Source organism: Streptomyces boninensis (assembly GCF_048572725.1).
In the GTDB taxonomy this organism is placed as follows: Bacteria; Actinomycetota; Actinomycetes; order Streptomycetales; family Streptomycetaceae; genus Streptomyces; species Streptomyces boninensis.
Genome location: NZ_CP183837.1, coordinates 2,463,054 through 2,488,539, shown reverse-complemented (window position 1 = coordinate 2,488,539; position 25,486 = coordinate 2,463,054). Strand labels below are relative to the sequence as shown.

20 protein-coding genes are annotated in these 25,486 nt (G+C 70.6%); 8 read left to right on the top strand and 12 right to left on the bottom strand.

The features are described from left to right. Positions 1-10: 10 nt before the first annotated feature. Positions 11-1,141, bottom strand: coding sequence for an iron uptake system protein EfeO (gene efeO / locus ACNNMR_RS11135; RefSeq protein ID WP_419994399.1), 1,131 nt, complete (start codon positions 1,139-1,141; stop codon positions 11-13). 147 nt (positions 1,142-1,288) lie between these two features. On the opposite strand from efeO, the gene ACNNMR_RS11130 reads away from it, so the two are divergent. Further along, entirely contained in the window at positions 1,289-2,005 is a 717-nt protein-coding gene (locus ACNNMR_RS11130) for a CDP-alcohol phosphatidyltransferase family protein (RefSeq protein WP_419994398.1), read from the top strand. On the opposite strand, the gene ACNNMR_RS11125 is transcribed toward ACNNMR_RS11130, so the two are convergent. Then, positions 1,953-2,417 carry an adenylyltransferase/cytidyltransferase family protein gene (locus tag ACNNMR_RS11125; RefSeq protein WP_419994397.1) on the bottom strand — a complete coding sequence of 155 codons (465 nt, stop codon included), beginning with the start codon at positions 2,415-2,417 and terminating at the stop codon, positions 1,953-1,955. The genes ACNNMR_RS11130 and ACNNMR_RS11125 overlap by 53 nt on opposite strands. 101 nt (positions 2,418-2,518) lie before the next feature. On the opposite strand from ACNNMR_RS11125, the gene ACNNMR_RS11120 reads away from it, so the two are divergent. From ACNNMR_RS11120 to ACNNMR_RS11110, 3 genes are all read left to right on the top strand, one after another. Beyond that, positions 2,519-3,877 carry a glycosyltransferase family 4 protein gene (locus ACNNMR_RS11120; RefSeq protein WP_419994396.1) on the top strand — a complete coding sequence of 453 codons (1,359 nt, stop codon included), beginning with the start codon at positions 2,519-2,521 and terminating at the stop codon, positions 3,875-3,877. Then, positions 3,874-5,625, top strand: a complete 1,752-nt coding sequence (locus tag ACNNMR_RS11115; protein ID WP_419994395.1) for a lipopolysaccharide biosynthesis protein — start codon at positions 3,874-3,876, stop codon at positions 5,623-5,625. The genes ACNNMR_RS11120 and ACNNMR_RS11115 overlap by 4 nt, the downstream gene beginning before the upstream one ends. A 341-nt stretch (positions 5,626-5,966) precedes the next feature. Then, entirely contained in the window at positions 5,967-7,322 is a 1,356-nt protein-coding gene (locus ACNNMR_RS11110; RefSeq protein WP_419994394.1) for a hypothetical protein, read from the top strand. Here the strand turns inward: ACNNMR_RS11110 and ACNNMR_RS11105 are convergent. Beyond that, positions 7,282-8,829 (bottom strand): hypothetical protein, encoded by a 1,548-nt coding sequence (locus tag ACNNMR_RS11105; protein WP_419994393.1) that lies wholly within the window; start codon positions 8,827-8,829, stop codon positions 7,282-7,284. The two genes, ACNNMR_RS11110 and ACNNMR_RS11105, sit on opposite strands and share 41 nt — an antisense overlap. Before the next feature lie 231 nt (positions 8,830-9,060). Between ACNNMR_RS11105 and ACNNMR_RS11100 the strand changes: the two genes are divergently transcribed. From ACNNMR_RS11100 to ACNNMR_RS11090, 3 genes are all read left to right on the top strand, one after another. Then, a complete protein-coding gene (locus ACNNMR_RS11100) occupies positions 9,061-10,647 on the top strand; it encodes a zinc ribbon domain-containing protein (RefSeq protein WP_419994392.1) in 1,587 nt (528 codons plus the stop codon). Positions 10,648-10,716: 69 nt separating this feature from the next. Then, positions 10,717-11,909 (top strand): IS3 family transposase gene (locus ACNNMR_RS11095; RefSeq protein WP_419993208.1). Its coding sequence is split into 2 segments (ribosomal slippage): positions 10,717-10,981 and positions 10,981-11,909, totalling 1,194 coding nucleotides; the frame shifts between segments, so codons are not numbered across the junction. 510 nt (positions 11,910-12,419) lie between these two features. After that, on the top strand, positions 12,420-13,577 hold the full coding sequence (locus ACNNMR_RS11090; protein WP_419994391.1) for a glycosyltransferase: 1,158 nt from the start codon (positions 12,420-12,422) through the stop codon (positions 13,575-13,577). Here ACNNMR_RS11090 and ACNNMR_RS11085 read toward each other — a convergent pair. From ACNNMR_RS11085 to gmd, 4 genes are read right to left on the bottom strand one after another with little or no spacing between them, the layout of a single operon-like run. Then, positions 13,565-14,401, bottom strand: a complete 837-nt coding sequence (locus tag ACNNMR_RS11085) for a glycosyltransferase family 2 protein (RefSeq protein WP_419994390.1) — start codon at positions 14,399-14,401, stop codon at positions 13,565-13,567. The genes ACNNMR_RS11090 and ACNNMR_RS11085 overlap by 13 nt on opposite strands. Before the next feature lie 7 nt (positions 14,402-14,408). Beyond that, positions 14,409-14,831, bottom strand: a complete 423-nt coding sequence (locus ACNNMR_RS11080; RefSeq protein WP_419994389.1) for a hypothetical protein — start codon at positions 14,829-14,831, stop codon at positions 14,409-14,411. Next, positions 14,831-16,927, bottom strand: coding sequence for a DUF7594 domain-containing protein (locus tag ACNNMR_RS11075; protein WP_419994388.1), 2,097 nt, complete (start codon positions 16,925-16,927; stop codon positions 14,831-14,833). Before ACNNMR_RS11075 ends, ACNNMR_RS11080 begins: the two co-directional genes overlap by 1 nt. A gap of 39 nt (positions 16,928-16,966) precedes the next feature. After that, the gene (gmd, locus tag ACNNMR_RS11070; RefSeq protein WP_419994387.1) at positions 16,967-17,980 is read right to left on the bottom strand and encodes a GDP-mannose 4,6-dehydratase; all 1,014 of its coding nucleotides are present in this window, start codon (positions 17,978-17,980) and stop codon (positions 16,967-16,969) included. 51 nt (positions 17,981-18,031) lie between these two features. On the opposite strand from gmd, the gene ACNNMR_RS11065 reads away from it, so the two are divergent. Next, positions 18,032-18,973 (top strand): GDP-L-fucose synthase family protein, encoded by a 942-nt coding sequence (locus ACNNMR_RS11065; RefSeq protein WP_420000327.1) that lies wholly within the window; start codon positions 18,032-18,034, stop codon positions 18,971-18,973. A 59-nt stretch (positions 18,974-19,032) separates the two neighbouring features. Here the strand turns inward: ACNNMR_RS11065 and ACNNMR_RS11060 are convergent, their stop codons facing one another. The 5 genes from ACNNMR_RS11060 to ACNNMR_RS11040 all read right to left on the bottom strand — a co-directional run bounded on the left by ACNNMR_RS11060 (position 19,033) and on the right by ACNNMR_RS11040 (position 25,438). Beyond that, positions 19,033-20,514 carry a sugar transferase gene (locus ACNNMR_RS11060; protein ID WP_419994386.1) on the bottom strand — a complete coding sequence of 494 codons (1,482 nt, stop codon included), beginning with the start codon at positions 20,512-20,514 and terminating at the stop codon, positions 19,033-19,035. Positions 20,515-20,742: 228 nt separating this feature from the next. Continuing rightward, complete coding sequence (locus ACNNMR_RS11055; protein WP_419994385.1) at positions 20,743-21,765, bottom strand: LacI family DNA-binding transcriptional regulator; 1,023 nt, start codon at positions 21,763-21,765, stop codon at positions 20,743-20,745. A 5-nt stretch (positions 21,766-21,770) separates the two neighbouring features. Further along, positions 21,771-22,586 (bottom strand): ATP-binding cassette domain-containing protein, encoded by an 816-nt coding sequence (locus ACNNMR_RS11050; RefSeq protein ID WP_419994384.1) that lies wholly within the window; start codon positions 22,584-22,586, stop codon positions 21,771-21,773. Beyond that, a complete protein-coding gene (locus ACNNMR_RS11045) occupies positions 22,586-23,650 on the bottom strand; it encodes an ABC transporter permease (protein ID WP_419994383.1) in 1,065 nt (354 codons plus the stop codon). Before ACNNMR_RS11045 ends, ACNNMR_RS11050 begins: the two co-directional genes overlap by 1 nt. A 768-nt stretch (positions 23,651-24,418) precedes the next feature. Further along, on the bottom strand, positions 24,419-25,438 hold the full coding sequence (locus tag ACNNMR_RS11040; RefSeq protein ID WP_419994382.1) for a substrate-binding domain-containing protein: 1,020 nt from the start codon (positions 25,436-25,438) through the stop codon (positions 24,419-24,421). Positions 25,439-25,486 lie beyond the last annotated feature (48 nt).

The window sequence follows — 25,486 nt, the reverse complement described above, 5'->3', positions numbered from 1 at the left end:
GGGGCGTCCTCTACTTCACAACCGCGGCGGCCAGCTTGGACAGCGGCTCGGCGAGCGCGTTGACGCCGTCGGAGAGCTCCTTGCGCTCCTTCTTGCCGACCGTGTCGTACGAGACGTAGCCGTCGCCTTCCTCGTAGCCGGCCAGTTGCTTGTTGATCGCCTTGAACTGCCGGTCCAGCTCCTTGGTGAGCTTGGGGTCGTTCTTCGCGGCGACCGGCTTCAGCAGCTCGTACGACTTCTGCGCGCCCTCGACATTGGCCTTGAAGTCGACCAGGTCGGTGTGGCTGTAGCGCTCCTCCTCGCCGGTGACCTTGCCGGTGGCGACCTCGTCGAGGAGCTCCTTGGCGCCGTTCGCCATAGAGGTGGGGTTGATGTCGGCACGGCCGACCTTCTTCACCCAGTCCTTGAGGTCCTTCATCAGGGTGTCGGCGAGCTTCGTGTCGGCCGCGGTGAGCTTCTTGTCCTGCCAGAGGGACTTCTCCAGCTTGTGCCAGCCGGTCCACTTCTGGCCCTTCTCCAGGCCGTCCTCGCGGACGTCGACCTTGGGGTCGATGTCGCCGAAGGACTCGGCGACCGGCTCGGTGCGCTCCCAGCCGATACGGGACGGGGCGTAGGCCGCCTTGGCCGCCTCTATGTCGCCGTCCTTGACCGCGTCGGCGAACTTCTGCGCCAGCGGGAGGGTTTCGTCCGCCTGCTGCTGTACGTACTTCCGGTACTCGGCGACCGCCTTGTCCAGCCGCGGGTCGAGCTTCTTGGCCGCGCCCTTGCCGCTGGCCTTCACGTCCTGGCGGATGCCGTGGCCCTTCATGCCGGGCTTGCAGGCGATCTGGTAGTCGCCGGCGCGGACTTCGGCGGTGATCTCGGCCTTGGTGCCGGGGCCGATGTTCTCCCGCTCGGTGACGATGCGGTCGCCGGGGGCGTAGATGTAGACCTCGGTGACCTTGGAGCCCTTGTTCTCGACGGCCAGTTTCACGTGCCCGGCGGGGAACTCCTTGTCGGAGACGTCGCACTTGCTGTCGCTCGCGGTGACCTGGATGGTGCCGTCGCCGGAGCCGGCATCGCTCTTCTCGGCGCAGCCGGCGATGCCGGTGGTGAGGGCCGCGGCGGCAGCGACGGAGATGGACAGGCGGACGGCACGCATGGCGGGCGCTCCAGGGGGACGAGGGGGCCAATAAGGCTGGCCTAACTTAACTGAGGCTTACCTCAGTACATGCGGGCGGTCCAGTGATTTCAGTCTCTTTTGACCAAGCCGCTGCACATGCGCGCCCGAAGCGATCACAATCCCCCCATGACATACGGGGCAGCGCTGACAGACCTGCGCAATGCGCAGAAAACGGCCAAGGGAGTCTCCCTTTACTCGCGTTACATCAACCGCCCGCTGGGCCGCCGGCTCGCGGCGGCCTCGTACGTCGCGGGGCTGCACCCGAACCACGTCACGCTCATCAGCGCCGCCTTCAGCGGCGCCGCCATCGCGGCGGTCGCGCTCGTATCCCCGGGGTGGGGCCTGGCCGTGCTCGTCTACGCCGGACTGGTGCTCGGCTTCGCCTTCGACTCCGCGGACGGGCAGCTGGCGCGGCTGCGGAAGGCGAGCAGCCCGGCGGGGGAGTGGCTGGACCATGTCGTGGACTGCGCGAAGCTCATAGCGGTCCACGCCGCCGTGCTGATCTCCTTCTATCGCTTCTTCGACCTGCCCGGTGAAGGGTGGCTGCTGCTGCCGCTGGGGTTCCAGTTCGCCGCGGTGCTGATCTTCTGCGCGGGGCTGCTGCGGGAGAAGCTCGGGCCGCGGGGCGGGTCGGGACCCGCGGCGCCGCCCTCGCGGGTGCGCGCCGTGGCCCTGCTGCCCGTCGATTACGGCGTCTTCTGCCTGGTCTTTCTGCTGCTGGGCAGCGAGGACGTATTCCTGGTGGCGTACGCGGCGCTCTTCGTCGTCAACGTGCTGTTCCTGGCGGCCTTCATGGCGAAGTGGTTCCGGGAGTTGACTGCGGCTGCGCCGGCGGTTCGGTGAGCACGTCGAGCGCGCGGCGGAGCTGGGTGCTCGACGTGTGCACCGTGTACGGGAAGTAGACGACCTCCACGCCCACGGTGGCGAAGTCGCGCTCCAGCCGGGTGCCCTTGGGCGTACCCCGCCAGTCGTCGCCCTTGAAGATCACGTCGAAGCGGACCTGCTGCCAGGTCTCCAGCTTGTCCGGCACCGTCTCGACGAACGCGGCGTCCACGAACCGGATCGAGCGGACGATCTCCAGCCGCTCGACCAGCGGTATCACGGGCGGCCGCCCCTTCGCCCGCTCGGCCATCTCGTCGGACACGACCCCCGCGACCAAGTAGTCGCACTGCGAACGGGCGTGTCTGAGGATGTTGAGGTGGCCGACGTGAAAGAGGTCGTAGACCCCCGGTGCATAGCCGACAACATGCGGCATCTGTGAATCCCCCCACGGAATCTGTCACTCCTGGCACAACCCCCCGGCGGCCAGAAGTGTCAACCATAGCGGGCTTCGGCATTTTGAGGGGGAAATCTTACGTGTTGCGCGTTCTGCTCGTCTCGACCAACTATGCACCAGAAGAGGCCGGTATCGGCCCGTACGCTACTCAGACGGCCGAGCACTGGGCGGCCGACCGGGGTGCGGAGGTGCACGTACTGGCCGGGATGCCGCACTATCCGCAGTGGCGAACGGCCGCCGCGTACCGGGGGCGTTGGCGTGCGGAGGAGGAGCGCGCGGGGGTGCGGGTGCACCGGCGGCGGCACACGGTGCCGCGGCGGCAGACGGCGCTGACCCGGGCGCTGTTCGAGGCGTCGATCCTGGGGCACGGGCTGCTGGCGCGGCCCCGGATGGGGCGGCCCGACGTGGTCGCGGCGCAGCTGCCGAGCCTCGCCGGCGGGGTGCTCGCGGCGCGGCTCGCGCGGCGGCACGGGGTGCCGTTTGTGCCGGTGGTGCAGGACCTGATGGGCGCGGCGGCGGCGCAGAGCGGCATCGCGGGCGGCGGCCGGGCGGCCGTGGCGGCGGCGGCCGTGGAGAGCCGGGTGCTGCGGTCCGCGGCGCTGGTCGGGGTGATCCACGAGACCTTCAAGGAGCGGGTCGTCGCCATGGGCGTGCCCGCTGATCGAATACGGCTCGTACCCAACTGGTCGCATGTGGCGCGGCCTTCGCGGCCCCGGGCGGAGACCCGGGCGCGGCTCGGCTGGCGGGACGGGCAGACGGTGGTGCTGCACTCCGGGAACATGGGCTTCAAGCAGGGCCTCGAGGTGCTGATCGCGGCGGCGCGGCAGGCACCCGACCTGCGGGTGGTGCTGATGGGGGACGGCAACCAGCGGGAGGCGCTGCAGGCGCTGGCCGGCCGGCTGCCGAACGTGGACTTCCTGCCGCCGGCTTCGGGCGCGGACTTTCCCGAGGTGCTGGCGGCGGCGGACGTGCTGACGGTGACGCAGCGGGCGTCGGTGCAGGACATGAGCGTGCCGTCGAAGCTCACCTCGTACTTCGCGGCGGGGCGGCCGGTGGTCGCGTCGGTGGCGGCGGACGGGGGGACGGCGGCGGAGGTGCTGCGGTCGGCGGCGGGGGTCGTGGTGCCGCCGGAGGATCCGGGGGCCGTGGTGGCGGCGGTGCGGGAGCTGGGCGGGGATCCTTCGCGGGCGGACGAGTTGGGGGCTGCCGGGCCGCGGTATGTGGATGCGGAGCTGGGGAGTGAGGCAGGGCTGGCGCGGGTTACGGCGCTGCTGGACGAGGCGGTGAGCTCGGGGGTACGGAAGGGCTCGGGCTTGGCCGGGAAAGCGGTTGTCCACAGGGGGAGGCGGAGCCGGTTGCGGCGCGCCCATACTGAACGGACGAATGAGGCCATCGCGGGGGAGCGACTGGCGAAGATGCCGGCCGAGGGGGGCCAGTGACACAGGAGTTCCGTACGCCACCGGCGCAGGACGAGCCCGATCTGCTGCGCGACCAGTTCCGCCAGCTGCTGCGGCATCGCGGGATATTGGCGCTCGGCGTGCTGCTCGGGCTGCTCGGCGGGGGCTGGATGGGCCTCGGCGGCGGCGAGTCGTATGTGGCCACCAGCGAGGTGACCATCCGGCAGGTCAGCCTCGACCCGTTCGCGCCGTCCGGGGGTGGCGGCTCCTCCGGCATCAAGGAGAATGTGGGCACCGAGCGGCAGACCGCGGTGAGCAACTCCGTGGCCCACCTGGTCGAGGAGGACCTCGGCGGCGACGCGGGCCGTCGTGTCCAGTCCGGCCTGCAGGTCACCAACCCGCCGAACACGATGGTGCTGCGCTTCAGCTATGCGGCCGCGGAGCCGGAGATCGCGGCAAAGCGCTCCAATGCCTTCGCGAAGGCCTATCTCACGTACAAGCGCCAGCAGATAGAGCGCACCATCGACCGGAACGTGAAGAACTACGACCGGCAGATCAAGCCGCTCAAGACCGAGCGCGAAGACCTGGACCGGCGGATCGCCGGCATGGGCGAGGGCCGGGCGCTGGAGTCCGCGCTGTCCGCCCGCGCCTCGCTCAGCCAGAGCATCGGCGAGATCACCTCGGACCGGGCGAAGGTGCAGGCCATCGACACCACGCCCGGCTATGTGGTGCGCACGGCTGAGGCGCCGCAAGAGCCCTCGGGCCCCGGCCTGTTCATGCTGCTCGGCCTCGGCGCCGCGGTCGGCCTCGGCGTCGGCCTGGTGGCGGCGTGGGTGCGGCTGGTCTTCGACCCGACGGCCCGCTCCGAGGGCGATGTGGTGCGGGCGCTGCGGGCGCCGGTGCTCGGCAAGCTGCCGCGCGGCCGCAGGCACGGACCGCTGCTGGCGATGGGCAGGACCGCGGAGGAGTACCGCTCGGTGGCCTTCCGGCTGGCGTACGGCGCCCGCTTCGCCGACCGGCGCCGGCTGCTGGTGGTCGCCCCGCGCGGCAGCAGCGATACGGCTGCCGCCGTGTCCGTGAACCTGGCCGCGTCCTTCGTCGAAATGGGCCATGAGGTGATGCTCGTCGAGGCCGACCTGCGCACCCCGTCGCTGCACGAACGGCTGCGCACGGCGGAGGGCGTCCGCCCCGGCTGGGCCCGTACGCCGGAGCAGGGCGAGACGGGCTGGCCGACCGGCGCGCAAATACCCATCGACGCGGGCGAGTCGGGCGCCTTCGACCTGGTCCCGGGCGCGAGGGTCCGCAACCCGGCCCGCGCACTGACATCCGCCTCCGCCACCCGCCTGATATCCGAGGCGGACGCCCCGGGCTCGGTCGTGGTGGCCTTGGCCCCGGCGGTCCTGTCGTACGCGGACGCGATCGCGCTCGCGGACCGCGTGGACGGCGTCCTCGTGGTCTGCGACCCCCGCGAGGTCCACCGCGAAGACCTGGTCCGCGTCCGCGAGCTGATCAGCGGCGCGGGCGGCGCGGTGCTGGGGGCGGTGCTGCACTCCTTCGGCGACGGCGCGGAGGAGAAGGGCCGCAAGGGCCGCAGGCGTAAGCAGAGCGACCTGCCCCCGGAGCCTGGCGGCGGGACGGTTGGCGCTGACCCCGGCCCACCCGGTCCGCCCGAGGCCCGCAGCACGCGCTCGCCCGACGGCTCCCCCGCCGCAAGCGGCTTCGGCCCTCTGCCGGACGAGCCCGGCTACGGCCGCGCATCGGGCAACGGCGTGCGCTCCACCTCGCGGTGAGCGAGTCGCCTGCGGCGGGCGGAGACGCGGAAGGCCGGGGCGCCCCCGGCGTGCCCGGCGACCCCGGGGTGCCCGGCGCCCGCGGCTCCTGCGGTCCCGCCGGGCCCTATGACCAGGGTCCCACCGGATCCACGGGACCCACCGGTCCCGCCGGATCCGCCGGCTCTACGGGCTCCACCGGATCCACCGGGTCCACCGGGTCCACCGGATCCACCGGATCCACCGGGTCCACCGGGCACATCGGGTCCACCGGGCACATCGGGCCCACCGAGCACATCGGGCCCACCGGCCCAGGAGACGCCCGAAGCCCCAATCGGGGTGGTGCCGGGCGGCAGCCCGGATTGCGGGCCCGTTGGGCGGTGATGGCGTCCGTCGCCGATCAGGGGGTGGCTGCGGTCACCAACATTGCCGTGCTCGTGATGGCTGCGCGGCTGTCCAGCGTGCGGGACTTTGCGGTGTTCTCCGTTGTGTACGTGGTGTTCACGCTGCTGCTGGGCGTCGAGACCAGCTACGTGGGGCAGGCGCTCGTGCTGCGGCGCGGGGACGAGCGGGCCGCCGCCTGCCGGGGGGCGGTGGCGTTCACCGGCGCGGCGGCGGTCGGGCTGGGGGGCGGGGCGGCCGCGGTGCTGGCCCTCGTACCCGGGGAGGTCGCGGCGGGGCTGGCCGCGCTCGGCCTCGTGCTGCCCGTGGTGCTGGTGCAGGACGTGCTGCGCTACTGCTTCTCGACGCTGCAGCTCCCGCACTTCGCCCTCGCCGGCGACGCGCTGCGCCTGGCGGCGGTGCTCCCCGCACTGGCCACCCAGCCGGAGGGCAGCAGCGCCGCCCGCCTGATCGCGGTGTGGGGCCTGTCCGCGCTGCCCGCGCTCGCGCTCGCCGGAGTGCTGCTCGCCACGAGCCTGCGCCGGTACGGCCGCCGCGGCACCGGCGGCGGGGCGGCCCCGGCAACCACCACCGCCACCCCGGCAACCACCACCGCCACCCCTGCCACCGCCGGCGGCCTCGGCTGGCGTTCGTACCTCCGCCGCGACCACCTCGGCCGCCGCTTCGTCGTCGAATTCGCGGTCGGGAACGGATCCAGCCAGCTAGCCGTCATCGGACTCGGCCTCTTCGCCAGCCAGTTGGCCGTCGGAGCGCTGCGCGGTGCCACCACACTCTTCGGGCCGATGAACGTGCTCTACAACTCCGCCACCGGCTTCGGCCCGCCGCTGCTCGGCCGGGTGGAAGGAGTACGGGGCAAGGTGCGCGCCACCGCCCTGCTCGCCGGCCTGCTCGCCGGCATCGCCGCCGCCTGGGCCACCACCCTCGCGCTGCTGCCCGACCGCATCGGGCGGGAGATCCTCGGCGACACCTGGGCCACCGCCGCCGCGCTGCTGCCCGCGACCGGCACCCAGTACGCCGCCATCGCCCTCGGCACCAGCGCGCTGCTCACCCTGCGGGTGCTGCGGCCGAAGGCGACGCTGCCGATCCAGGTCGTGTTCTCGCTGGTGGCCGTCGCCGCCATGCTTGCCGGTTACGCACTCGGCGGGGTGAAGGGCGCCGCCTGGGGCCTCGCCGCCGGCTCGGCGATGAAGGCGACTGCGCTGTGGCTGCGCATCGCCGCCGTACGACGGGAGGAGTCAGCGGGCGCGGCCGCCCGCCAGGGCAACGCCCCCACCGTCACCGAAGCAGCTTCCGCTCGTCCGACCGGAACGTCGTGACCAGCATCAAGCACACCACCGCGATCGCCATCCGCCCCGTGGCCTGCAGCAGCGGCCCCCGCAGCAGGATGAACGAGTAACCCGCCACCGCCGGCACCACCGTGGCCAGCACCGACCCCGGATCCCGCGACACATGCCCAGCCGCCGCAAAGCGCCGGTCCGTGCGCGCCGCCGCGTACCCCACCGCCATCAGCCCGGCCCCCATGCCCACAGGGCCGAAGTCCAGCCACAGCTCCGCCCACAGCGGCGAAGACAGGTTGACGTTCGACATCCCCATCCACTGCCCGACCTTCACCCCGGAGTCCAGCTGCTTGCCCGGCCAGGCGGATCGCGGGACGAAGAAGAGCGCCGACGACGCGAACTGCCGCCCCAGCGTGTGCCCGCGCCCCTGCCCCTGGCCCGCCTCCACGTACGAGATGGTGTTGGCGAACATCACCGTCTGGTCGTAGTCCTTCAGCACCAGCGGCTCCAGCACCGACGACGATTCGGCCTGCGCCGCCCGCCCCTCCGCGTCGTACCGGAACTTGTCGGCGAACGGGAACAGCAGCACCGCAGCCGCCACCCCACCCGCCAGCGCAGCCCGATAGACGGCCGGACTCCGCGGGAACACCGTGAACAGCAGCGCGAAGACCACCGTCAGAAACCAGTACCGCGGATTCGACACGGGGTTGTTCACCACCATGTTGACCAGCACAAGACCGGCCCACGGCAGCACCACCCGCGGATCGCGCCGCGTCGCCCGCGACAGCACCATCCACCGGGTCAGCATCAGCAGCGCGAGCAGCGCCGGCACCGTACCGAAGCCGCGCAGGAAGGCCGAGCCGACCTGCGAGGTGCCCGCGCCGCCCCCGGTCAGCTCGTCGCTGATCGCCTGCCGGCTGTCGAAGAAGGGCCCGGGCCCGCCGAAGGACGCCACCAGCGCCGCGCTGCCGATGTAAGCGATCACCACCAGTACGTACAGCCGCGGCCGGCTCACCAGCGCCGTCCTGCGCCGCCGCCACCCCCGCACCACGGGCCGGTGCCGCGCCAGCAGCGCCCCCACGTCAAAGGCGACAAACCCCACCAGCACCAGCGCCACCGCAAGCGTGAAGTCGCCCCGCGCCCCCACCAGCGGCGTCGGCGTCTGCCCCAGCACAATCTGCGCCAGCGGCGCGACGCCCATCGCCACGTACCCGAACAGCCAGAACGTCCCCTGAATCAGCCGCCGCCGCGCCGTCAGCACCATCGCCGCCAGCCGGGCGCCCGCGTAACACGTCACCGCCAGCTGCAGCCAGAACGTCACATCCCGCACCCCGGGCTGCGCCAGCCCCGCCACCGCGGCGGGCAGCAGCCCGACCAGCCCCACGACGAGCGGTACGGACAGCGCCCGCGACAGCAGCGCCCGCGGCGCGGCATACGGCGGCAGCTCCAGCGGCGGCAGCGGCGCCGGTTTCGGGCGCGCGGCAGCAGCCGCCAGCGGCGCTCTGCGCATCTGGACGGTCTGCTCGGTCCAGTGCTCCCCCGGCATTCCCGGCACTCCCCACCCCCGGTCAAACCCTGCACCCCACAAGACACTTCGGGTGGGCCCGAGGTTGTACGCCTCTGAGCGGCGTTGGTTTCTTCACGAATCCCGAGTGGTGCGCAGTTCGTCTGGGCGGTGTTTGGTTCCGTACGGCCGGCCGTAGGTCGAGTGAGTGTCCTTTTCCTGTGGTGATCGTTGTTCTGATGACCGCACTGGGGGTGAGAGGGGGAGGCAGGAGTGGGCCGGAAGCTGCAGCTTGCCGCGGGCCAAACTTCGCGCACCGCGTGCGTTCGCGGAATGTTGCGCACGGGCGTCGATGAGAGCACCGGTGAACTTCTGTCCGCTGCCGAGCTATCGGAGCGGGTGGGCTGGTGCGTGGACCTGGTTTCGGGCATGGCCGGCGCGCTGACCGTCGAGCATGGGAATGCTGTCGCTGCGGACGTGCTGGCGTCCGGTGTGGACGCAGACGGCAGGAAGCTGCCGCCGAACGCCTGGATGGCGATGCGCCGCCTGGGCTGGAGCGTCCGGCCGCCCACGGGACTCAAGGTCAACGATCGCATTGTGCGGATGGCGCAGGAGCAGGCCGGCCGGACGTTACGGTCGGTGAAGTGGCGTGCGGATGTGGTGGCTGGTGTCCTGGCCACGTGGCCGGAGGATCCGGCCCGACGCACGGCTGGTGAGTGGGATGCGGTACGCGACACGCTGCCCGGCGGGCGCTATCTGCCGTCCAGCGTGATCAAGTCCCGCACACGTCAGGTGATCGCCTTCGCCCGCAAGCACGGGCGCCTGCCGGCCGATGTGTTCGAGCTTGAGGGTGTGCCCCGGGTCGCACGGATGCTGCTGTCGGCCTGCTACAGCCAGCAGGCCACCATCGAGCGCGCGGATGATCTCGCCGGACGGGGCCGGGCGTTGCTGCGTCTGCAGTTGCCCATACGGCCTGACCCACGCTCCTACGGGGACTGGACCTGGGTGGCCTGCTCGATCAAGTTGCCGCCGACGATCCCGGCGTCAGCGGTGCTGCACCTGCCCACCCTGTGGATCCACGCCGGCCGCGTCCGGGCCGAGCTCGCCTACTCCCACGCCGTCCCGAAGGCTGTCCGCGCTGGGCACCGAGTCGCTCTCGGCGTGGACTGGGGCCTGAACACCCTGCTCAGCGCCGGCGCAGTACGCCTCCATGACGACGGGAAGATCACTGCACTCGGGTCCGGTGCGCAGTTCCGCGCCGCTGGCGTTCTCGCCAAACAGCATCGTCTGCGACGGCTGTCCGAGCACTTGCACGCCAAGGCCGACCACTACCAGCGACTCATAGGCGCAAAGGAGAGGCATCCGCTAGCTGCCAAGCGCGTCATTCTGGCTGAGGAGATCCGGCATGTCTCCGCACGCCGCTCACACCTCAACACCGCACTCGCCCAGGCCGCGGCTCGCTGGTCGGTGGACCAGGCCATCGCCGCCGGGGCGAGCGTCATCTATGTCGAAGACCTGCGGTCGATGGAAGCCAAGGGAATGGGCCGCTCCATGAACACCCGCCTCTCCCAGCAGGTACGCGGGCGCATCGTGGAACAGCTGCGGCACCTGGCCGCCGAGGTCGGAATCGCTGTCGTCACCGTCCCGGCCCGTAACACCTCCAAGCATTGCCCCCGCTGCCTCACCCCTCTCAGGCACCGCAAAGCGCCCAATCAGCCCACCGTGCCAGGATGGAAGTGGGCCATCTGCCCCGACCCGGCATGCCAGTGGCAGGGCGATCGTGACCAGGGCGCATGGCGACGGATCGCCGCACGTGGCCTCACCAACCAGACCACAACCTTCACGGACCGTGCCGCCTGAGCTGCACCCCGTTTCGTAGCGTCCCTGAAGCCAGGTCTATGATCTTGGCGTAAGGAGACACACGAGCAAGTGCCAGCACCACGGAAGTACCCCGACGAGCTCCGCGAGCGTGCCGTCCGCGAGGTCCGCACCAGCGGACGCCCGGTCGCCCATGTCGCCAAAGACCTCGGCATCCACAAGGAAGCCCTGCGGCAGTGGGTCCGCCAGGCCGAGGCGGACAGCGGCGACCGCGATGACCGGCTTACCAGCGCCGAACGCGACGAGCTGAAACAACTCCGCAAGGACAACGCCGAGTTGAAGCGGGCCAATGAGATCCTGAAGGCCGCTTCGGTGTTTTTTGCCCAGGAGATCGACCGTCCCCGGACGAGGCCGAGCAGGTGATCGACCACCTGAAGGAACGCGGCCTCGGGGTCGATCCCGTCTGCCGGGTGCTGGACCTGTCGGTCTCGACCTATTTCGCCCGCAAGCGGCGCCCGAAATCGGCCCGCCGGCTGCGCGACGAACAGCTCATGCCCATGATCGAGGAGATCCACGCCGAGTCCGGCGGCACCTATGGGGCCCGCCGGATCACCCGCGCGCTGCGGCGCAAGGGCGTCGAAGCTGCCCGCTGCACCGTCGAGCGGCTGATGCGCGAGCTGGGCCTGGAAGGCGTCATCCGCGGCCAGCGGCGCCGCACCACGATCCCCGAGCCGACCGCGCCGCGGCCGCCGGACCTGGTCGACCGCGACTTCACCGCGGACCGGCCGGATCAGCTGTGGGTGGCGGACATGACCTACGTGCGGACCTGGTCCGGCTGGGCGTATGTCGCGTTCGTCCTCGACGTGTACTCGCGGATGATCGTCGGCTGGCAGATCGCCGGTCACATGCGGACCGAACTGCCGCTGGACGCCTTGGAAATGGCGCTGTGGCGCCGGAGGATCAAGACGGGTTCCGGTCTCATACATCACAGCGACCGCGGGTCGCAATACGTATCAATTCGATACACAGACCGGCTCACCGACATCGGCGCCTCGGCATCCGTCGGGTCCGTCGCGGACAGTTACGACAACGCCATGGCGGAGGCGCTGAACGGCACCTTCAAGGCCGAGCTGATCGAGATGCAGGGCCCCTGGCACGACGTCCACCAGGTCGAGCGGGCGATCTTTCGCTGGGTGACGTGGTACAACGAGGAACGGCTCCACTCCGCCCTCGACTACGTGCCACCCGCCGAGTACGAGGACGCCTTCTGGCGAAGTCAGGAAGCCACCCAGCAGTCCGCCTGACCAATCAAGTCCGGACGCTATGAAACTCGGGGCAGCTCACGCCGGCACCATGGCCATCCGCACAGTCGTGGACAGACTTGAAACCCGCGCGGTCGTCACGCCGGGTTCCCGCAACACCAGCCGGGACGAAGGGTCCAAGACTGGCCCCACCCGGCCTCGAACCACACGTCCGACGCCCAGGCGACGCCGGACACCCTCCCCCACCGGTCCCGAGGACAAGGCGGGCAAGCGTCCGGAGGGGCACGCTCCAACGGGCCGGACCCGGCTGCCTCGAGCAGCCCACCGGAACCAGGACGTGACGACGATCAGCACCCCTGCCGACCGGCACCAGCCGCGAGGAGCAGCACTGGGCGCGGGATTTCATCTCCATGCCCACGCCACCCCTCCACGGTGGGTAGAACCCATGCCAGGCGCTATGTCTGATATAGGATCGCTTAGCTGATTCGAGACGCTCGGGTTTGCGAAAGTACGGGCGCCGGGGGGCGTCCGTGGGGGAGGGGAAGCTCAATCGTGCGAGTCTTGCATGCCGTCACGCTGCACACGCCGGACAACGCCTTCGGCGGGCCGACGCAGGTGGCGGTCAATCTGTCCAAGGGCCTCAGGTCACGCGGCGTCGATGCCCGCATAGCCACGCTCGGCGATGGCTATGAAGGGCCGCTGCCCGGCGACATCGAGGGCGTGCCGGCCTGGCTGCACCAGGCGCGGCATGTGCTGCCGCGCTTCGAGGTCAGCGGGATTACGTCACCGGCGCTGCTCGCTCGCGCGCGGCGGCTGGTCAAGGGCGCCGACGTGGTGCACGTACACCTGATGCGAGATCTGATCACGCTGCCGTTCGCGCTGTTCGCGCAGCAGGCCGGGGTGCCCGTCGTGCTGCAGACGCACGGCATGATCGACCCGACCGAGAAGCGGGTCGCGCGGCTCGTCGACCTGCTCGGCCTCAAGCGGGCGCTGCGCCGGGCCGACGGCGTGCTCTACCTCACGGAGGTGGAGCGGGACGACATTCAGGCCGTCGTCCCCGATCACCCGCTCACCACCGCACACCGCCTCGTCAACGGCGTACCGCCGCAGGACCGCCGCCCGCAGCGCACCCAGGGCCCGCCGACCGTGGTCTTCATGGCCCGGGTCCAGGAGCGCAAACGCCCCGAGGAGTTCATCCGCGCCATCCCCATGGTGCGCAAGGAGCACCCGGACGCCCGCTTCGTCCTGGCAGGACCCGACACGGGTGCCCTCGCCGCGCCGATGATGGACCTCGCCCGTGAGCTCGGCGTCGGGGACGCGGTGAGCTATGTCGGGTCGATACCCAGGGACGCGGTCACCGACTTCCTCCGCACCGCCGACGTATACGTCCTCCCGGCCACCTACGAGCCCTTCCCGGTCTCCGTACTCGAATCGATGTCGGTCGGCGTCCCCGTCGTCGTCACCCGCTTCTGCGGCCAGGCCCCGGACATCGCCGAGTACGGCGCCGGCGTGGTCACGGACAGCGACCCCGACCGGTCCGTGGACAACACCGCGCTGGTCGCGGACGGAATCCTCGAGCTGCTGGAGCCGGCCGCCAACGAGCGGGCCTCGCAGGCGGCTTGGCAGCTGGTGCAGGACCGGTTCACGATCGACGCGGTGGTGCAGGACCTGATCGGGGTCTATGAGCGGGTGTCCGGTCAGCCGGCCTGAGGACCCTCCCGCCGCTTCAGCCCGATCTGCCACCGGTAGAACGACATGGCCAGCGCGTAATCAAGCCCGGCCCGCCCATCCAGAAAGCCCCGTTTGAGCACGTAGGCGTACGCGAACGACACCAGCGGTTTGAACGGGGCCTGGTGGAACAGCTGCCCCTGCCGGGTCTTCGCCTGCCGGATCTCCTCCCGCACCTCCGGGTGGTGCTCCAGCCACGCCTCCCAGTCCGAGTACCGGTTGTGCCGCTCGAACCATGTCCGTACCGGATCCAGATCCTCATGCTCGATCGGCTCCGAAAGCCGCACCACCCGCCCGTCCGCGACCGGCTGGTAATGCCCCTCCTGCTCCCCCATCCCGGGCGCGTCGAGATCGCCCAGCTCCGGGAAACGGCACCGCCCGCGGTGCATCAGCGCCCGCTTCACGATGGTGTAGCCGTGCTTGAGCCGCCGCCCCGCGAACCAGTACCCGAGCGGAATGTCGAAGGCCGCCACCGCGACCTCCCGCCCCGGCTGCCCGAAGATCCGGTGCAGCTCGGCGAGCAGCCCGGCGCTCGGCGTCTCGTCCCCGTCGAGGAAGAGCAGCCACGGAATGTCCGTACGGACATGGTCCAGGCACCACTGCTTCTTCTTCGGATATTTGCCGTCCCATTCATACGGGACGACCTCCGCCCCCTCGGCGGCGGCGAGCTTCCGGGTGTCGTCGGTGCTGTCCGTATCGACCACGACGACGGCTTCGACGTGGTCGATGACGGACCGCACCGTCGTCACGATGTTCGCGGCCTCGTTCTTGGTCGGGATCGCGACGACGATGGGCAGTTTCCTCATGGCTTCCTCAAAGCAGTTTCTTGTACGTGGGGCAGAGCGTGCGGATCGCGTCCTTGGCGTTGGCGATCTCGCCGGAGCCGATGGCGCTGCGGGCCGCCTTCTCGTCCACCTCGGCGACCTCGCCGATCCGGGCGCAGGCGTCCTGCCCGGCCTGGAGGATCGCGGCCGGGTCCACGCCCTTGGGCACCTTGTTCACCAGATACGCCTTCTCCTTCTTGGAGAAGGAGCCGGTGGCGGGCTTCAGCTGCGACTCGGGCACCTTCTTCGCCGAGCCGCCGCCGGACGGGGACGGCTCGGGCCCGGGCTTCGCCGCGGCCGCGGCCCGCCCGTCGGACGCGCCGCCCTTGCCCCCGTCACCGCCCGACCCGCCCGAACACCCGGCGACCAGCAGCACCCCGAGCAGCGCCGCGGCCGCGAAGCGCGCGCGCATCACGGCTTCCCGAAGGTCAGCGTCAGCTTCGGATCATTCGACGTCTCCCGCGCCCACACCCGCAGCGCATCCGAGCCGGCCGACGTCAGCGCCAGGTCGTAATCACCGCCGAGCCCGCCCGAAAGCGCAGCCGTGGACAGGTCCGCCGAGTAGTCGGTGTTCAGCCCGGTCGCCCCGCTGAGCGTCCCGAGCGTCCCCGACCCGAGCCCCGGCCGATTGGCGTACGTCACCGCCGCCTCCGTCCAGCTCCCGCTCACCGGCACCACGCTGATGTCATCCGGCGACCCGGCCGTCGAATCCGACGTCGTACGGACCGTGAGCTTCGCGTCCTTGAGCACCATCCCGCTCGGCGCATCCGGCAGCGCGAACCGCAGATAGCTCAGATACGGCGCGCTGCCGCGCACGAAAAGCTGCTGGTGGGTGCCGTAATTGTCACCCGTAGCCGAGCCGTTGACGTATGCGTCCGCACTCGCCGTCCGCTCGACCGTCGTCTCCGTCGGCGTCCCCGGCGTGGTCACCGTCACCGGATCCGACTTCGCGGAGTTGCCCGCCGGATCGCTCGCCGCGATCTGGTACGTGTACGTCGTCCCCGGCTTCGCTCCGGCATCCGTGTACGAGCCCTGCGGCCGCGCCGCATCCCAGAACTTCGACTCCAGCGTCGGCTTGTCCGCCAGCGCCGTCCCGTTCCGGTAGATCGTGTACGTCAGCTTGCTGTCGTCGCGGTCCCAGCCGGCCCGCCACTTCAGCTGCACGCCGCCCGAGACATTCGTCGCGGTCACCGAGTCGGGACCGGCCACCGGGGCGCGGGTGTCGGGCGTGTTTGCGAAGCGCACGAGCCCCTGCTGCAGCTTGTTGCCGTTGGACGCGATCCGGGTGAACTCGCCGCCGACCCACATGTAGTCCTTGCCGCCCTTCGACGACACGGCCATCGCCCGCGGCCCGATCTGCTCGGTGCCGGAGGGCCCGTCGTCGGTGTCGGGGAACCAGGACAGCAGCGGCCGGTCGGTATTGATCGACTCGCCGAGCAGGTGCTGCCGCTCGTTGAGCTCGCTGAACTGCCCCTCGGAGGCGCAGTTGTGCGCGTGCGAGGAGGAGTAGAGCACTTCCTTGTACGCGATGACGGCCTGCGTCGCGCCCAGGCAGGTGTCCCGCCAGCGCTCGGAGAAGTCGCCGAGGTTCATGGCGAGGCGGCCGTCGAAGACGCCGCCTCCGGTGCCCTCGTTGCCGGTGTAGATGCCGGTGGAGTCGACGTGCAGGTCCTTCACCGTCGACGTCCGGCGCATTTCGCCGGGCCGGTTCTGGTTGTTGTCCACCGGCTTGTACGCCTTGACGGTGGCGCCGGTGTCGGCCCGTACCACCGCGAGGGACTGCGCCGCGCCGCCGTTCAGCACGGAGAAGTCGCCGCCGAGCACCACGTGCTGCCCGTCCGGGGTCTCCTCGATGGCCCGGCCCGCGCGGTCCGTACCCGCATTGGCGCGCCAGGACTGCAGGGCGCCGGTCGAGGCGTCGAGCGCGGCGAACTTGTTGCGGGTCTGCCCGGCGACCGTGTTGAAGTCGCCCGCCAGGTAGAGCCGGCCGCTCGCCACGCTCAGGCCGTGCACCCGGGCGCTGACGGAGCCGGCGTTGAAGCCGGTCTTCACCGAGCAACTGGCGATGTCGATGGCCGCGACCCGGCTGCGCGAGACGCCGTTGACCGCGGCGAAGTCGCCGCCCGCGTACAGGGTGGCGCCGTCCGGCGAGACCGCCAGGGCCCGTACGGTCGCCGTGCCTGAGCCGATGGTGAAGTCGAGCTTGCAGCCGGTGGGCTCGCCCGTCGCCGCGTCGAGGGCGACGAAGTTGAGCGCCTTCTGCTCGTTTGATCCGGCGGGCGACCCCGGCGGCCGTACCGCGGAGAAGGTGCCGCCGGCGAAGACCGTGCCGCCGGATTCGGCGAGCGTCCACACCACGCCGTTGGTCTGCCAGGTCGGCAGGTCGTCGGCGGTCATCGCGACGGGCGGCGTGACCGCGGTGGCGCCGGGTGCGGTGAGGGCGCCGAGAGCGGCCGCCGTCATGGCGAAGGCGGCGGCCAAGGCCGCCGGCCTCTTGCGTCTGAACATGCTGGAGGGTCCCCCCTGGCTAGATGGTGCCTGCTTGCGCTATCGATCGATCCGCACGGTCGCCCCGGCCAGCTCCGCGTCGAGCGCGGCAACATCCGCGTCGACCATGATCTGGGCCAGTTCCTGCCATCCGACCAGCGGCTTGAAGCCCAGCAGCGACTCGGCCTTGGACGCGTCCCCGATGAGCGCGTCGACCTCGCTGGGCCGCTCGTACTTCGGGTCGAAGCGGACATGCTCCGACCAGTCCAGGCCGGCGTGCGTGAACGCCTCCTGGACGAAGTCCCGGACGGTGGCGGCGCGGCCGGTGGCCACCACATAGTCGTCCGGGCCGTCGCACTGCAGCATCCGCCACATCGCCTCGACGTACTCGGGGGCGTAGCCCCAGTCGCGTACGGCGTCGAGGTTGCCGAGGTAGAGGCGGTCCTGCAGCCCGGCCTTGATCCGCGCCACGGCCCGGGTGATCTTCCGGGTCACGAAGGTCTCGCCGCGGCGCGGCGACTCGTGGTTGAAGAGGATCCCGTTGACCGCGTAGAGCCCGTACGCCTCCCGGTAGTTGACCGTCGCCCAGTAGGCGAAGACCTTGGCGCAGCCGTACGGGCTGCGCGGGTGGAAGGGCGTCTTCTCGTTCTGCGGCGGCGGGGCGGCGCCGAACATCTCCGAGGACGAGGCCTGGTAGATGCGGGTGTCGACGCCGCTGGCCCGGATCGCCTCCAGCAGCCGCACCGAGCCGAGGCCGGTGACGTCGCCCGTGTAGAGGGGCGCGTCGAAGGAGACCCTGACGTGCGACTGGGCGCCGAGGTTGTAGACCTCGTCGGGCTGGATGTCGCGCAGCAGATTCACCAGCGCGACGCCGTCGCTGAGGTCGGCGTGGTGCAGGATCAGGTGGCGGCCCGGCTCCTGCGGCTCCTCGTAGATGTGGTCGATGCGGGCGCTGTTGAACGAGGACGAGCGGCGGACGAGGCCGTGCACGGTGTACCCCTTGTCGAGTAGCAGCTCGGCCAGATACGACCCGTCCTGTCCGGTCACGCCGGTGATCAGCGCGGTCTTGCTCACGGAGCTTTCCCCCCAAAAATATGGTTATGAACTAGATTTGCTGCCATGACGATGCGAACCAACGACTTGCTGCCGCCGCCCGCCTCCGTCTTCGTCGCCGGCCACCGCGGTCTGGTCGGCTCCGCGGTGACGCGCAGGCTGACGGCGGACGGCTATGACGTGCTGACCCGCACGCGCGCGGAGCTGGACCTGCGGGACGCGGCGGCCACGGCGGCGTACTTGGCGGAGGTCCGCCCGGACGCGCTGGTCCTGGCGGCGGCGAAGGTCGGCGGCATCATGGCGAACAGCACCTATCCGGTGCAGTTCCTCGAGGACAACCTGCGCATCCAGCTCAGCGTCATCGCCGGCGCGCATGCGGCAGGGGTGCGGCGGCTGCTCTTCCTCGGCTCGTCGTGCATCTATCCCAAGCTCGCCGAGCAGCCGATCCGCGAGGACTCGCTGCTCACCGGCCCGCTGGAGCCGACCAATGAGCCGTACGCGCTGGCGAAGATCGCCGGGATCGCGCAGGTGCAGTCCTATCGCCGCCAGTACGGGGCGTCCTACATCTCCGCGATGCCGACGAATCTTTACGGCCCCGGCGACAACTTCGACCTGGAGACCTCGCACGTCCTCCCGGCCCTGATCCGCCGCTTCCACGAGGCGCAGGAGGCCGGGGCCGCGGAGGTCACCCTGTGGGGCAGCGGCACCCCGCGGCGCGAGTTCCTGCACGTGGACGACCTGGCCTCGGCCTGCGCGGTGCTGCTGCGCGGCTATGACGGGGACGAGCCGGTGAACGTCGGCTGCGGGGCGGATCTGACGATCCGTGAGCTGGCGGAGACGATCGCGGAGGTCGTCGGGTACGGCGGCGAGATCGCGTGGGACATGTCCAGGCCGGACGGCACCCCGCGCAAGCTCCTGGACGTATCGCGGATGACGTCGCTCGGCTGGCAGCCCGAGATCACGCTCCGCGAGGGAATCGCCGCGGTCTATGAGGAGTGGCGCCAGAAGGGCTGACTCGAGGCCGTGGGCGCCCGTCCCGCGGGGCGGGACGGGCGGGCGCGACTGCGCGGAGCTCAATACGCCCCCCTGCCGTCCACGACAGCCCGCAGTGTCCGGGCCATCACGTCCACGTCGGCGGTCAGCGACCAGTTCTCCACGTACTGCAAGTCCAGCGCCAGCGTCTCGTCCCACGACAGGTCGGACCGGCCGCTCACCTGCCACAGCCCCGTCATCCCCGGCTTCACCGCGAGCCGCCGCACCTCGACCTCGTCGTAGCGCGCGGCCTCCTCAGGCAGCGGCGGGCGCGGGCCGACCAGCGACATCTCGCCGCGCAGCACATTGATCAGCTGCGGTAGTTCGTCGACCGAGGTGCGCCGCAGCAGCCGGCCGAGTCGCGTCACCCGGGGATCCTTGCGGATCTTGAACAGCGGCCCCTCGTGCTCGTTCACCGCCGCCAGCTCGGCCCGCAGGGCCTCCGCGTCGGCGACCATCGTGCGGAACTTCCACATCGTGAACGGCGTACGATCCCGCCCCAGCCGCTGCTGCCGGTGAAAGACCGGCCCGGGCGAGGTGGCCCGTATCGCCACCGCCAGCACTGCGAAGAGCGGCGCGAGCAGCGCAAGGCCCACGGCCGCGCCGGTCCTGTCCAGCGCGGACTTCAGGGCGACTTGGGCGCCCCGGCGCAGCGGCGGCGCGATGTGCAGCACCGCGAGCCCGCCCGCGACCGACAGCCGGATGCGCCGCGGCGCCACCTCGGCTATCCCCGGCAGCACGGCCATCGGCAGCCCCGACTCGTGAAGTGCCCAGGCCAGACTGCGCATCCGGGCCCCGGACAGCAGCGGCCCCGGCACCACGAGCACCAGCTCGGCGGCATGCTCCCCGGCCGCGCCCAGCACCGCGTCGGCATCCCACCGCGGCGCACCGGGCGGCACGGCGCCGAGCCGAGCCGCCTCCGGCGCCCCGCTCCCATTGGCGGCATCCCCGACCGGAACCACACCGACGACCACATACGCATGATCGGTACGCGACGCCAGCTGCCCGACCACGGCATCCGCCGCCCCCGGCTCCCCGACGACCAGCACCCGGCGCACCGCGAAGGCCGCCCGCCGGGAGGCATTGAGATGCAGATGCACCGCCACCCGATACCCCGCCGTCACCACCAGCGCGGGCAGCAGCGCCAGCAGCGCCGCGATCGGATCGGACTGCTCGCCGATGGCCGTACGGGCAAGCGCCAGCAGCCCCAGCAGAATCAGCCAGTCCTGCAGCGTGGCCAGCACCCACCGCGACTCACCGATCAGCCGCGAGTCGAACCGCCGCTGCGCCGCCTGCACGCCGAGCCACAGCACCGTGGCCAGTAAGGCGGCGGCAATCGGCCGCGGCCGGTCGATCACCTCGAACACCACCGCCACCGGCACGGCCACCCCGGCCACCGCGGCAGCCACCGCCCCCGGCAGATACCACCGCGGCTTGTCCCCGGCCGGACGCCCGGCACGGGGTCTACGTCTTCGTGGACTTGGATCTATGACATCGGTATCGGAAGCTCCGATACGTCGCATGGTCCCCCCAGGCACATCACGACTGCACGAGGCGCAGCCTGTCTCCCCAGTCAGTGCTGCACCGATATGCCCGGAACCATAAGCCAAGTCATGGAATTCCGCTCGTGTTTGCACATAGGAGACCCCCCGTTGTTGTCCTGTTCACAGGCATTTGACTGAGAGCGCGGTCATGCCCAGTAGATGTGACACACAAGGGTTGCGGAGGGATGTACGGAACGCCTGATTCCTCTAAACGGGCGCCAGTTCACCCGAGCCGCGCTCGATGAGCGACACCGGCAGCGTCGTCGTACGCGCCCCGGAACGATCCCCGTCGAGCCGCGCGAGCGCCACCTCGGCCGCCGCGCGACCGATCGCGGCCGGGTCCTGGGCGACGACGGTGAGCCCCGGCCGCAGCGCACCGGCCAGCGGCAGATCGTCGAAGCCGACGAGCGCGATGTCCCGGCGGCCGGCGTCGGCGAGCGCGTCGATGGCGCCCTGGGAGGCGAAGTTGTTCGCGGCGAAGAGCGCGGTCGGCGGATCCGGCAGCGCGAGCAGCCGACGCACCGCGGTATGCGCGGCGGTGGGGTCGTGGGCGTCGGCGACGAGGGCACGATCGTACGGAAGACCGGCCGCCACGAGCGCGTCACGATAGCCGCGCAGCCGCTGCTTACGGGTGTAGAGCCCGGCCGGCCGGTCGCCGATGAAGGCGATCCGCCGATGCCCGTACGCGATGAGGTGCCCGGTCCCGCGCTGAGCCCCCTCGGCATTGGCGCTGACGACGCAATCCGCGGCGAGCCCGGAGGCGGGCCGGTCGAGGAAGATCAGCGGCAGCCCGTCGGCCCGCTCCCGCCGCAGATAGCGGTGATCGCCACCGGTGGCCGGGACGACCATGAGCCCGGAGACGCGCCGGGCGAGAAAGGTGGAGACGAGCGCGTGCTCCTGCTCGACGGTCTCCCCGGAGGACCCGAGCAGGAGGGTGAGCCCGCGGGTGCGCACCGCCTCCTCGATGCCACCCGCGACCGTCCCGAAGAACGGGTTACCGATCTCCGGGACGACCAGACCGATCGTCGAGTCGCGGTTGCCGACCCGCATATTGCGCGCCATGAGATTCGGCTGGAAGCCGAGCTCGGCGACGGCCTTGAGGACCTTCTCGCGCGTCTCGGCGGACGACGGCCCGTCCTCGTTGAGCACCCGCGACACGGTCTTGGCGCTCACGCCGACCCGCGCGGCCACGTCGGCGAGCGTGGGGCGGCGGCGGGCGTCATTGGCCATGACACTCATTCTGGCACCGGATCGGCCTCCCGCGCCCCCGTCATGATCGACACCACATCGGACATCTCGTAGTCCCGTGGATCGAGCTGCGCCACGCGCCGCCCGAGCCGCTGGACATGGATACGGTCCGCGATCTCGAAGACATGCGGCATGTTGTGGCTGATCAGGACGACGGGGAGCCCACGGTCCCGGACCCGGCGGATGAGATCGAGGACCTGAGCGGACTCCTTCACGCCGAGCGCGGCGGTCGGCTCGTCCATGACCACGACATGCCGCGCCCAGGCGACGGCGCGAGCAACCGCGACGCCCTGCCGCTGCCCACCGGAGAGCGTCTCGACGGCTTGCGTGAGCGAGCGGAGCCCGATCTTGAGATCAGCCATGTGCGCGGCGGACTCCGTACGCATCCGCTTCTTGTCGAGCATCCGGAACACGGACCCGAGCGGCCCCCGCCGCCGCACCTCACGCCCGAGGAACATATTGCTGGCGATGTCGAGGGAGGCGGCGACGGCGAGGTCTTGATAGACCGTCTCGATGCCGCGACGACGGGCGTCGAGCGGCCCGTGGAAGCGGACGGGCTCGCCGTCGAGGTGGATGCTCCCCTCATCCGGCTGGAGAGCGCCGGTGAGCGCCTTGATCAGGCTGGACTTGCCGGCGCCGTTGTCGCCGATGACGGCGAGCACTTCGCCGGCGTAGAGGTCGAAGTCGGCACCGTCGAGGGCGGTGACGTGGCCGTAGCGCTTGATGAGCCCGCGGGCTTGGAGGACGGGGCTGGGGGTGTCGGTCTTCGGGGTGGTCGTTTCAGTGGTCGCTTTGGTGTTCATCAGCGCTGCCTCCGGCGGGAGATCTGGTCAACGGTGACGGCGATGATCACGAGCACCCCGGTGATCAGCGTCTGATAGATGGAGCCGACCCCCATCAGCTGCAGCCCATTGCGGAAGACACCGACGATCAGCGCCCCGAGCAGGGTGCCGAGCACGAGCCCGCGCCCACCGAAGAGGCTGGTGCCACCGAGCACGACGGCGGTGATCGAGTCGAGGTTGTCCGTCTGCCCCGCCTTGGGGTCGCCGACGCCGGTACGGGAGACGAGCAGCAGGGCCGCGATGCCGTAGATGAGCCCGGCGACGGTGAAGACGGCCAGCCGGAGGCGGGTGGTGCGAATGCCGGTGAGGCGGGCGACCTCGGGGCTGTTGCCGAGCGCGTAGACGTGCTTGCCCCAGGCGGTCTGCCCAAGGACGTACGCGAAGAAGAGGAAGAGCGCGATGGTGAGCACGGACCCGTAGGAGATGTCGGTCCGCCCCATCGGGAACGTCTCGCCGAGCCAGGTGAGGGCGGTGGGGAGGTCGGTGACGGTCTGCTCGTCGCTGTAGATGTGCGTGAGGGCGAAGGCGATGTTGAGCATCCCCAGCGTCACGATGAACGGCGGCAACTTGATGAAGGTCACCAACGCACCATTGGCAAAGCCGAAGAGCGTACAGACCCCGATGCCGGCGGCAATGGCAAGGAGCGGCGGCATCGACCCATCGGCGGCGAGCTTGGCCATGACGATGCCCCCGAAGGCCATGATCGCGCCGCAGGAGAGATCGATCCCGGCGGTGAGGATGATCAGCGTCTGCCCGAGGGCAAGGGTGCCGACGACCATCACCTGCTGGATGACGAGGGCGAGATTGCCCCCGGAGAGAAAACGATCGCTTTGGAAGGTGAAGAAGAGACCGGCGATGAGCAGCGCGACGGCGGGTCCGGCGGTGGGGGTGGCGGCGAAACGCTTTAGGGCGGCGATGGTGCCTGTGGGGTCGGTGAGGGGGGTGGGGGTTGATGGGCGGTCGCTGGCTTTGGGGGGTGTGGGGTTGGGTGGTGAGGGGTTGGGTGGGGGTGCGGTGGTGCTCATTGGCTGTGCTCCTTGGGTGGTGAAGATGATCTTGGCCGGTGGCCGGTGGCCGGTGGCCGGTGGCCGGTGGTCGGTGGGCTGGTGGCGGGCGAGTTGGCATCGGATGGTGACGGTCGCGTCGCCGTGTTCCGTTCGGGCTCGGTGCGTGAAACGGAAGGCTGGCTGCGGAAGGGAGACGGCGGGCCGGGGAGGGCGGCGGGAGGCTTGGTCTGCCGGGTGTGGGTTTGGCTTCCGGGGGGGAGGGGCGCGTATCACTGGCGGGGGCATGCGTGGCCTGGCTGCGCGCCCTTTTTCATAGGGGTGTGTCGGGGGAGGGCCGGTACCTAGGTCGGTATTCAGGGCGGGGTCGTGTCGCCCTGGCGGCGACTCGTCCCGACCTCGCGATGACTCAGCCGCGCCAGCCGACCGCCCGGCGCCCGACACACCCCTATGAAAAAGGGCGCGTGCCGAGCCTTCATGCGCCCCCAGCCGCGCGCCTGCGCCTGCGCCCACGGCCTGCCGGCACCCGCCACCAGGCACTCGACCCCTGGCACCCGGCAGGCCAAGCCGCCCGCTTACCTCCCCGGCCCGCCGTCCCCCTTCCCCAGCCAGCCTCCCGTTTCCCGCGCCGGGACCAAGGGGCGACGGCGAGGCGGCCGTCACCATCCGATGCCAGGCCATCCGTCCCCAGTCGACCGATGCCAGCCCATCCACCGCACGAAAGGACCCCTCTGGCGTCCTGCCGCCTTGGCCTCCTGGCGCCCCCTCGCCGCAGCGGTTAGCCAGTCGTCACCCCCAGCAGTTAGCCAGCCCGTACTTCGTGTCCTTGGCAGCGCTGCCCCCAGCAGGCTTATCCGTCACGAGATGGACACCCGTGTCGTGATAGCCGCTGACCTTCGCATCGTCCTCCGCATGATCAACCACAGCCTTCACCCCATCCGCCGCCATCTTCAGCGGATACTGCTGCGAAGTAGCCGCGATCTTCCCGGCCTTGACGCTCTTGACCCCCGTACACCCACCGTCCACCGACACGATCAGCGTGTCGCGCGCCCTGCCCTTCGCCTTCAGCGCGGTGTACGCGCCCAGCGCCGCCGGCTCATTGATCGTGTAGACGACATTGATGTCGGGCGCCTTCTGCAGGCAGTTCTCCATCGCGGCCTGCCCCTTGGACTGATCGCCCTGGGTGTCCTGTGAGCACACGACAGACTTGTCGCCCGCCTTGATCCCGTACCCCTTCAAGAAGCCGTCGTGCCGCAGCTTCCCGACCGCGACCCCCGGCGCGAGATCAAGCGTCGCGATCTTCACTCGCTTCCCCTTCATCCGGGCCTTCGCGTACTCCCCGATCAGCTCACCCGCCTTGAAGTTGTCCGTCGCGAACAGCGCATCCGTGCCCGACCGCGGCTCGGTAGGACTGTCCAAAGCGATGACCAGCACGCCCTTCGCACGCGCCGCCTTGATCGCAGGCACGATGGCCTTGGAGTCGTTGGGCGTGATGAGGATGCCATCTACACCGGCCGCGACCATGTTCTCGATGGCGGTGACCTGGCCTTCGTTGTCGCCGTCGAACTTCCCGGCGGCAGTGGACAGTTCCGCGCCATTGGCCTTCGCGGCCTGCTTGGCGCCCTGCGCCATCTTCACGAAGAACGGATTCGTGTCGGTCTTCGTGATCAGGCCGACCTGGACCTTGCCGCCGTCGCCGGCGCCGTCCCCACCACCCCCCGATCCCTGGGCGCCCTCGCCGCAGGCGACGAGCCCGGTGGCGAGGAGGGCAGCGGCGGAGGCGACGGCTGCGGTTCTGAGTGTCTTCATCGGTGGCTGCTCCCGTACGGGCAGAGACGATGTCATCGTTGACACATG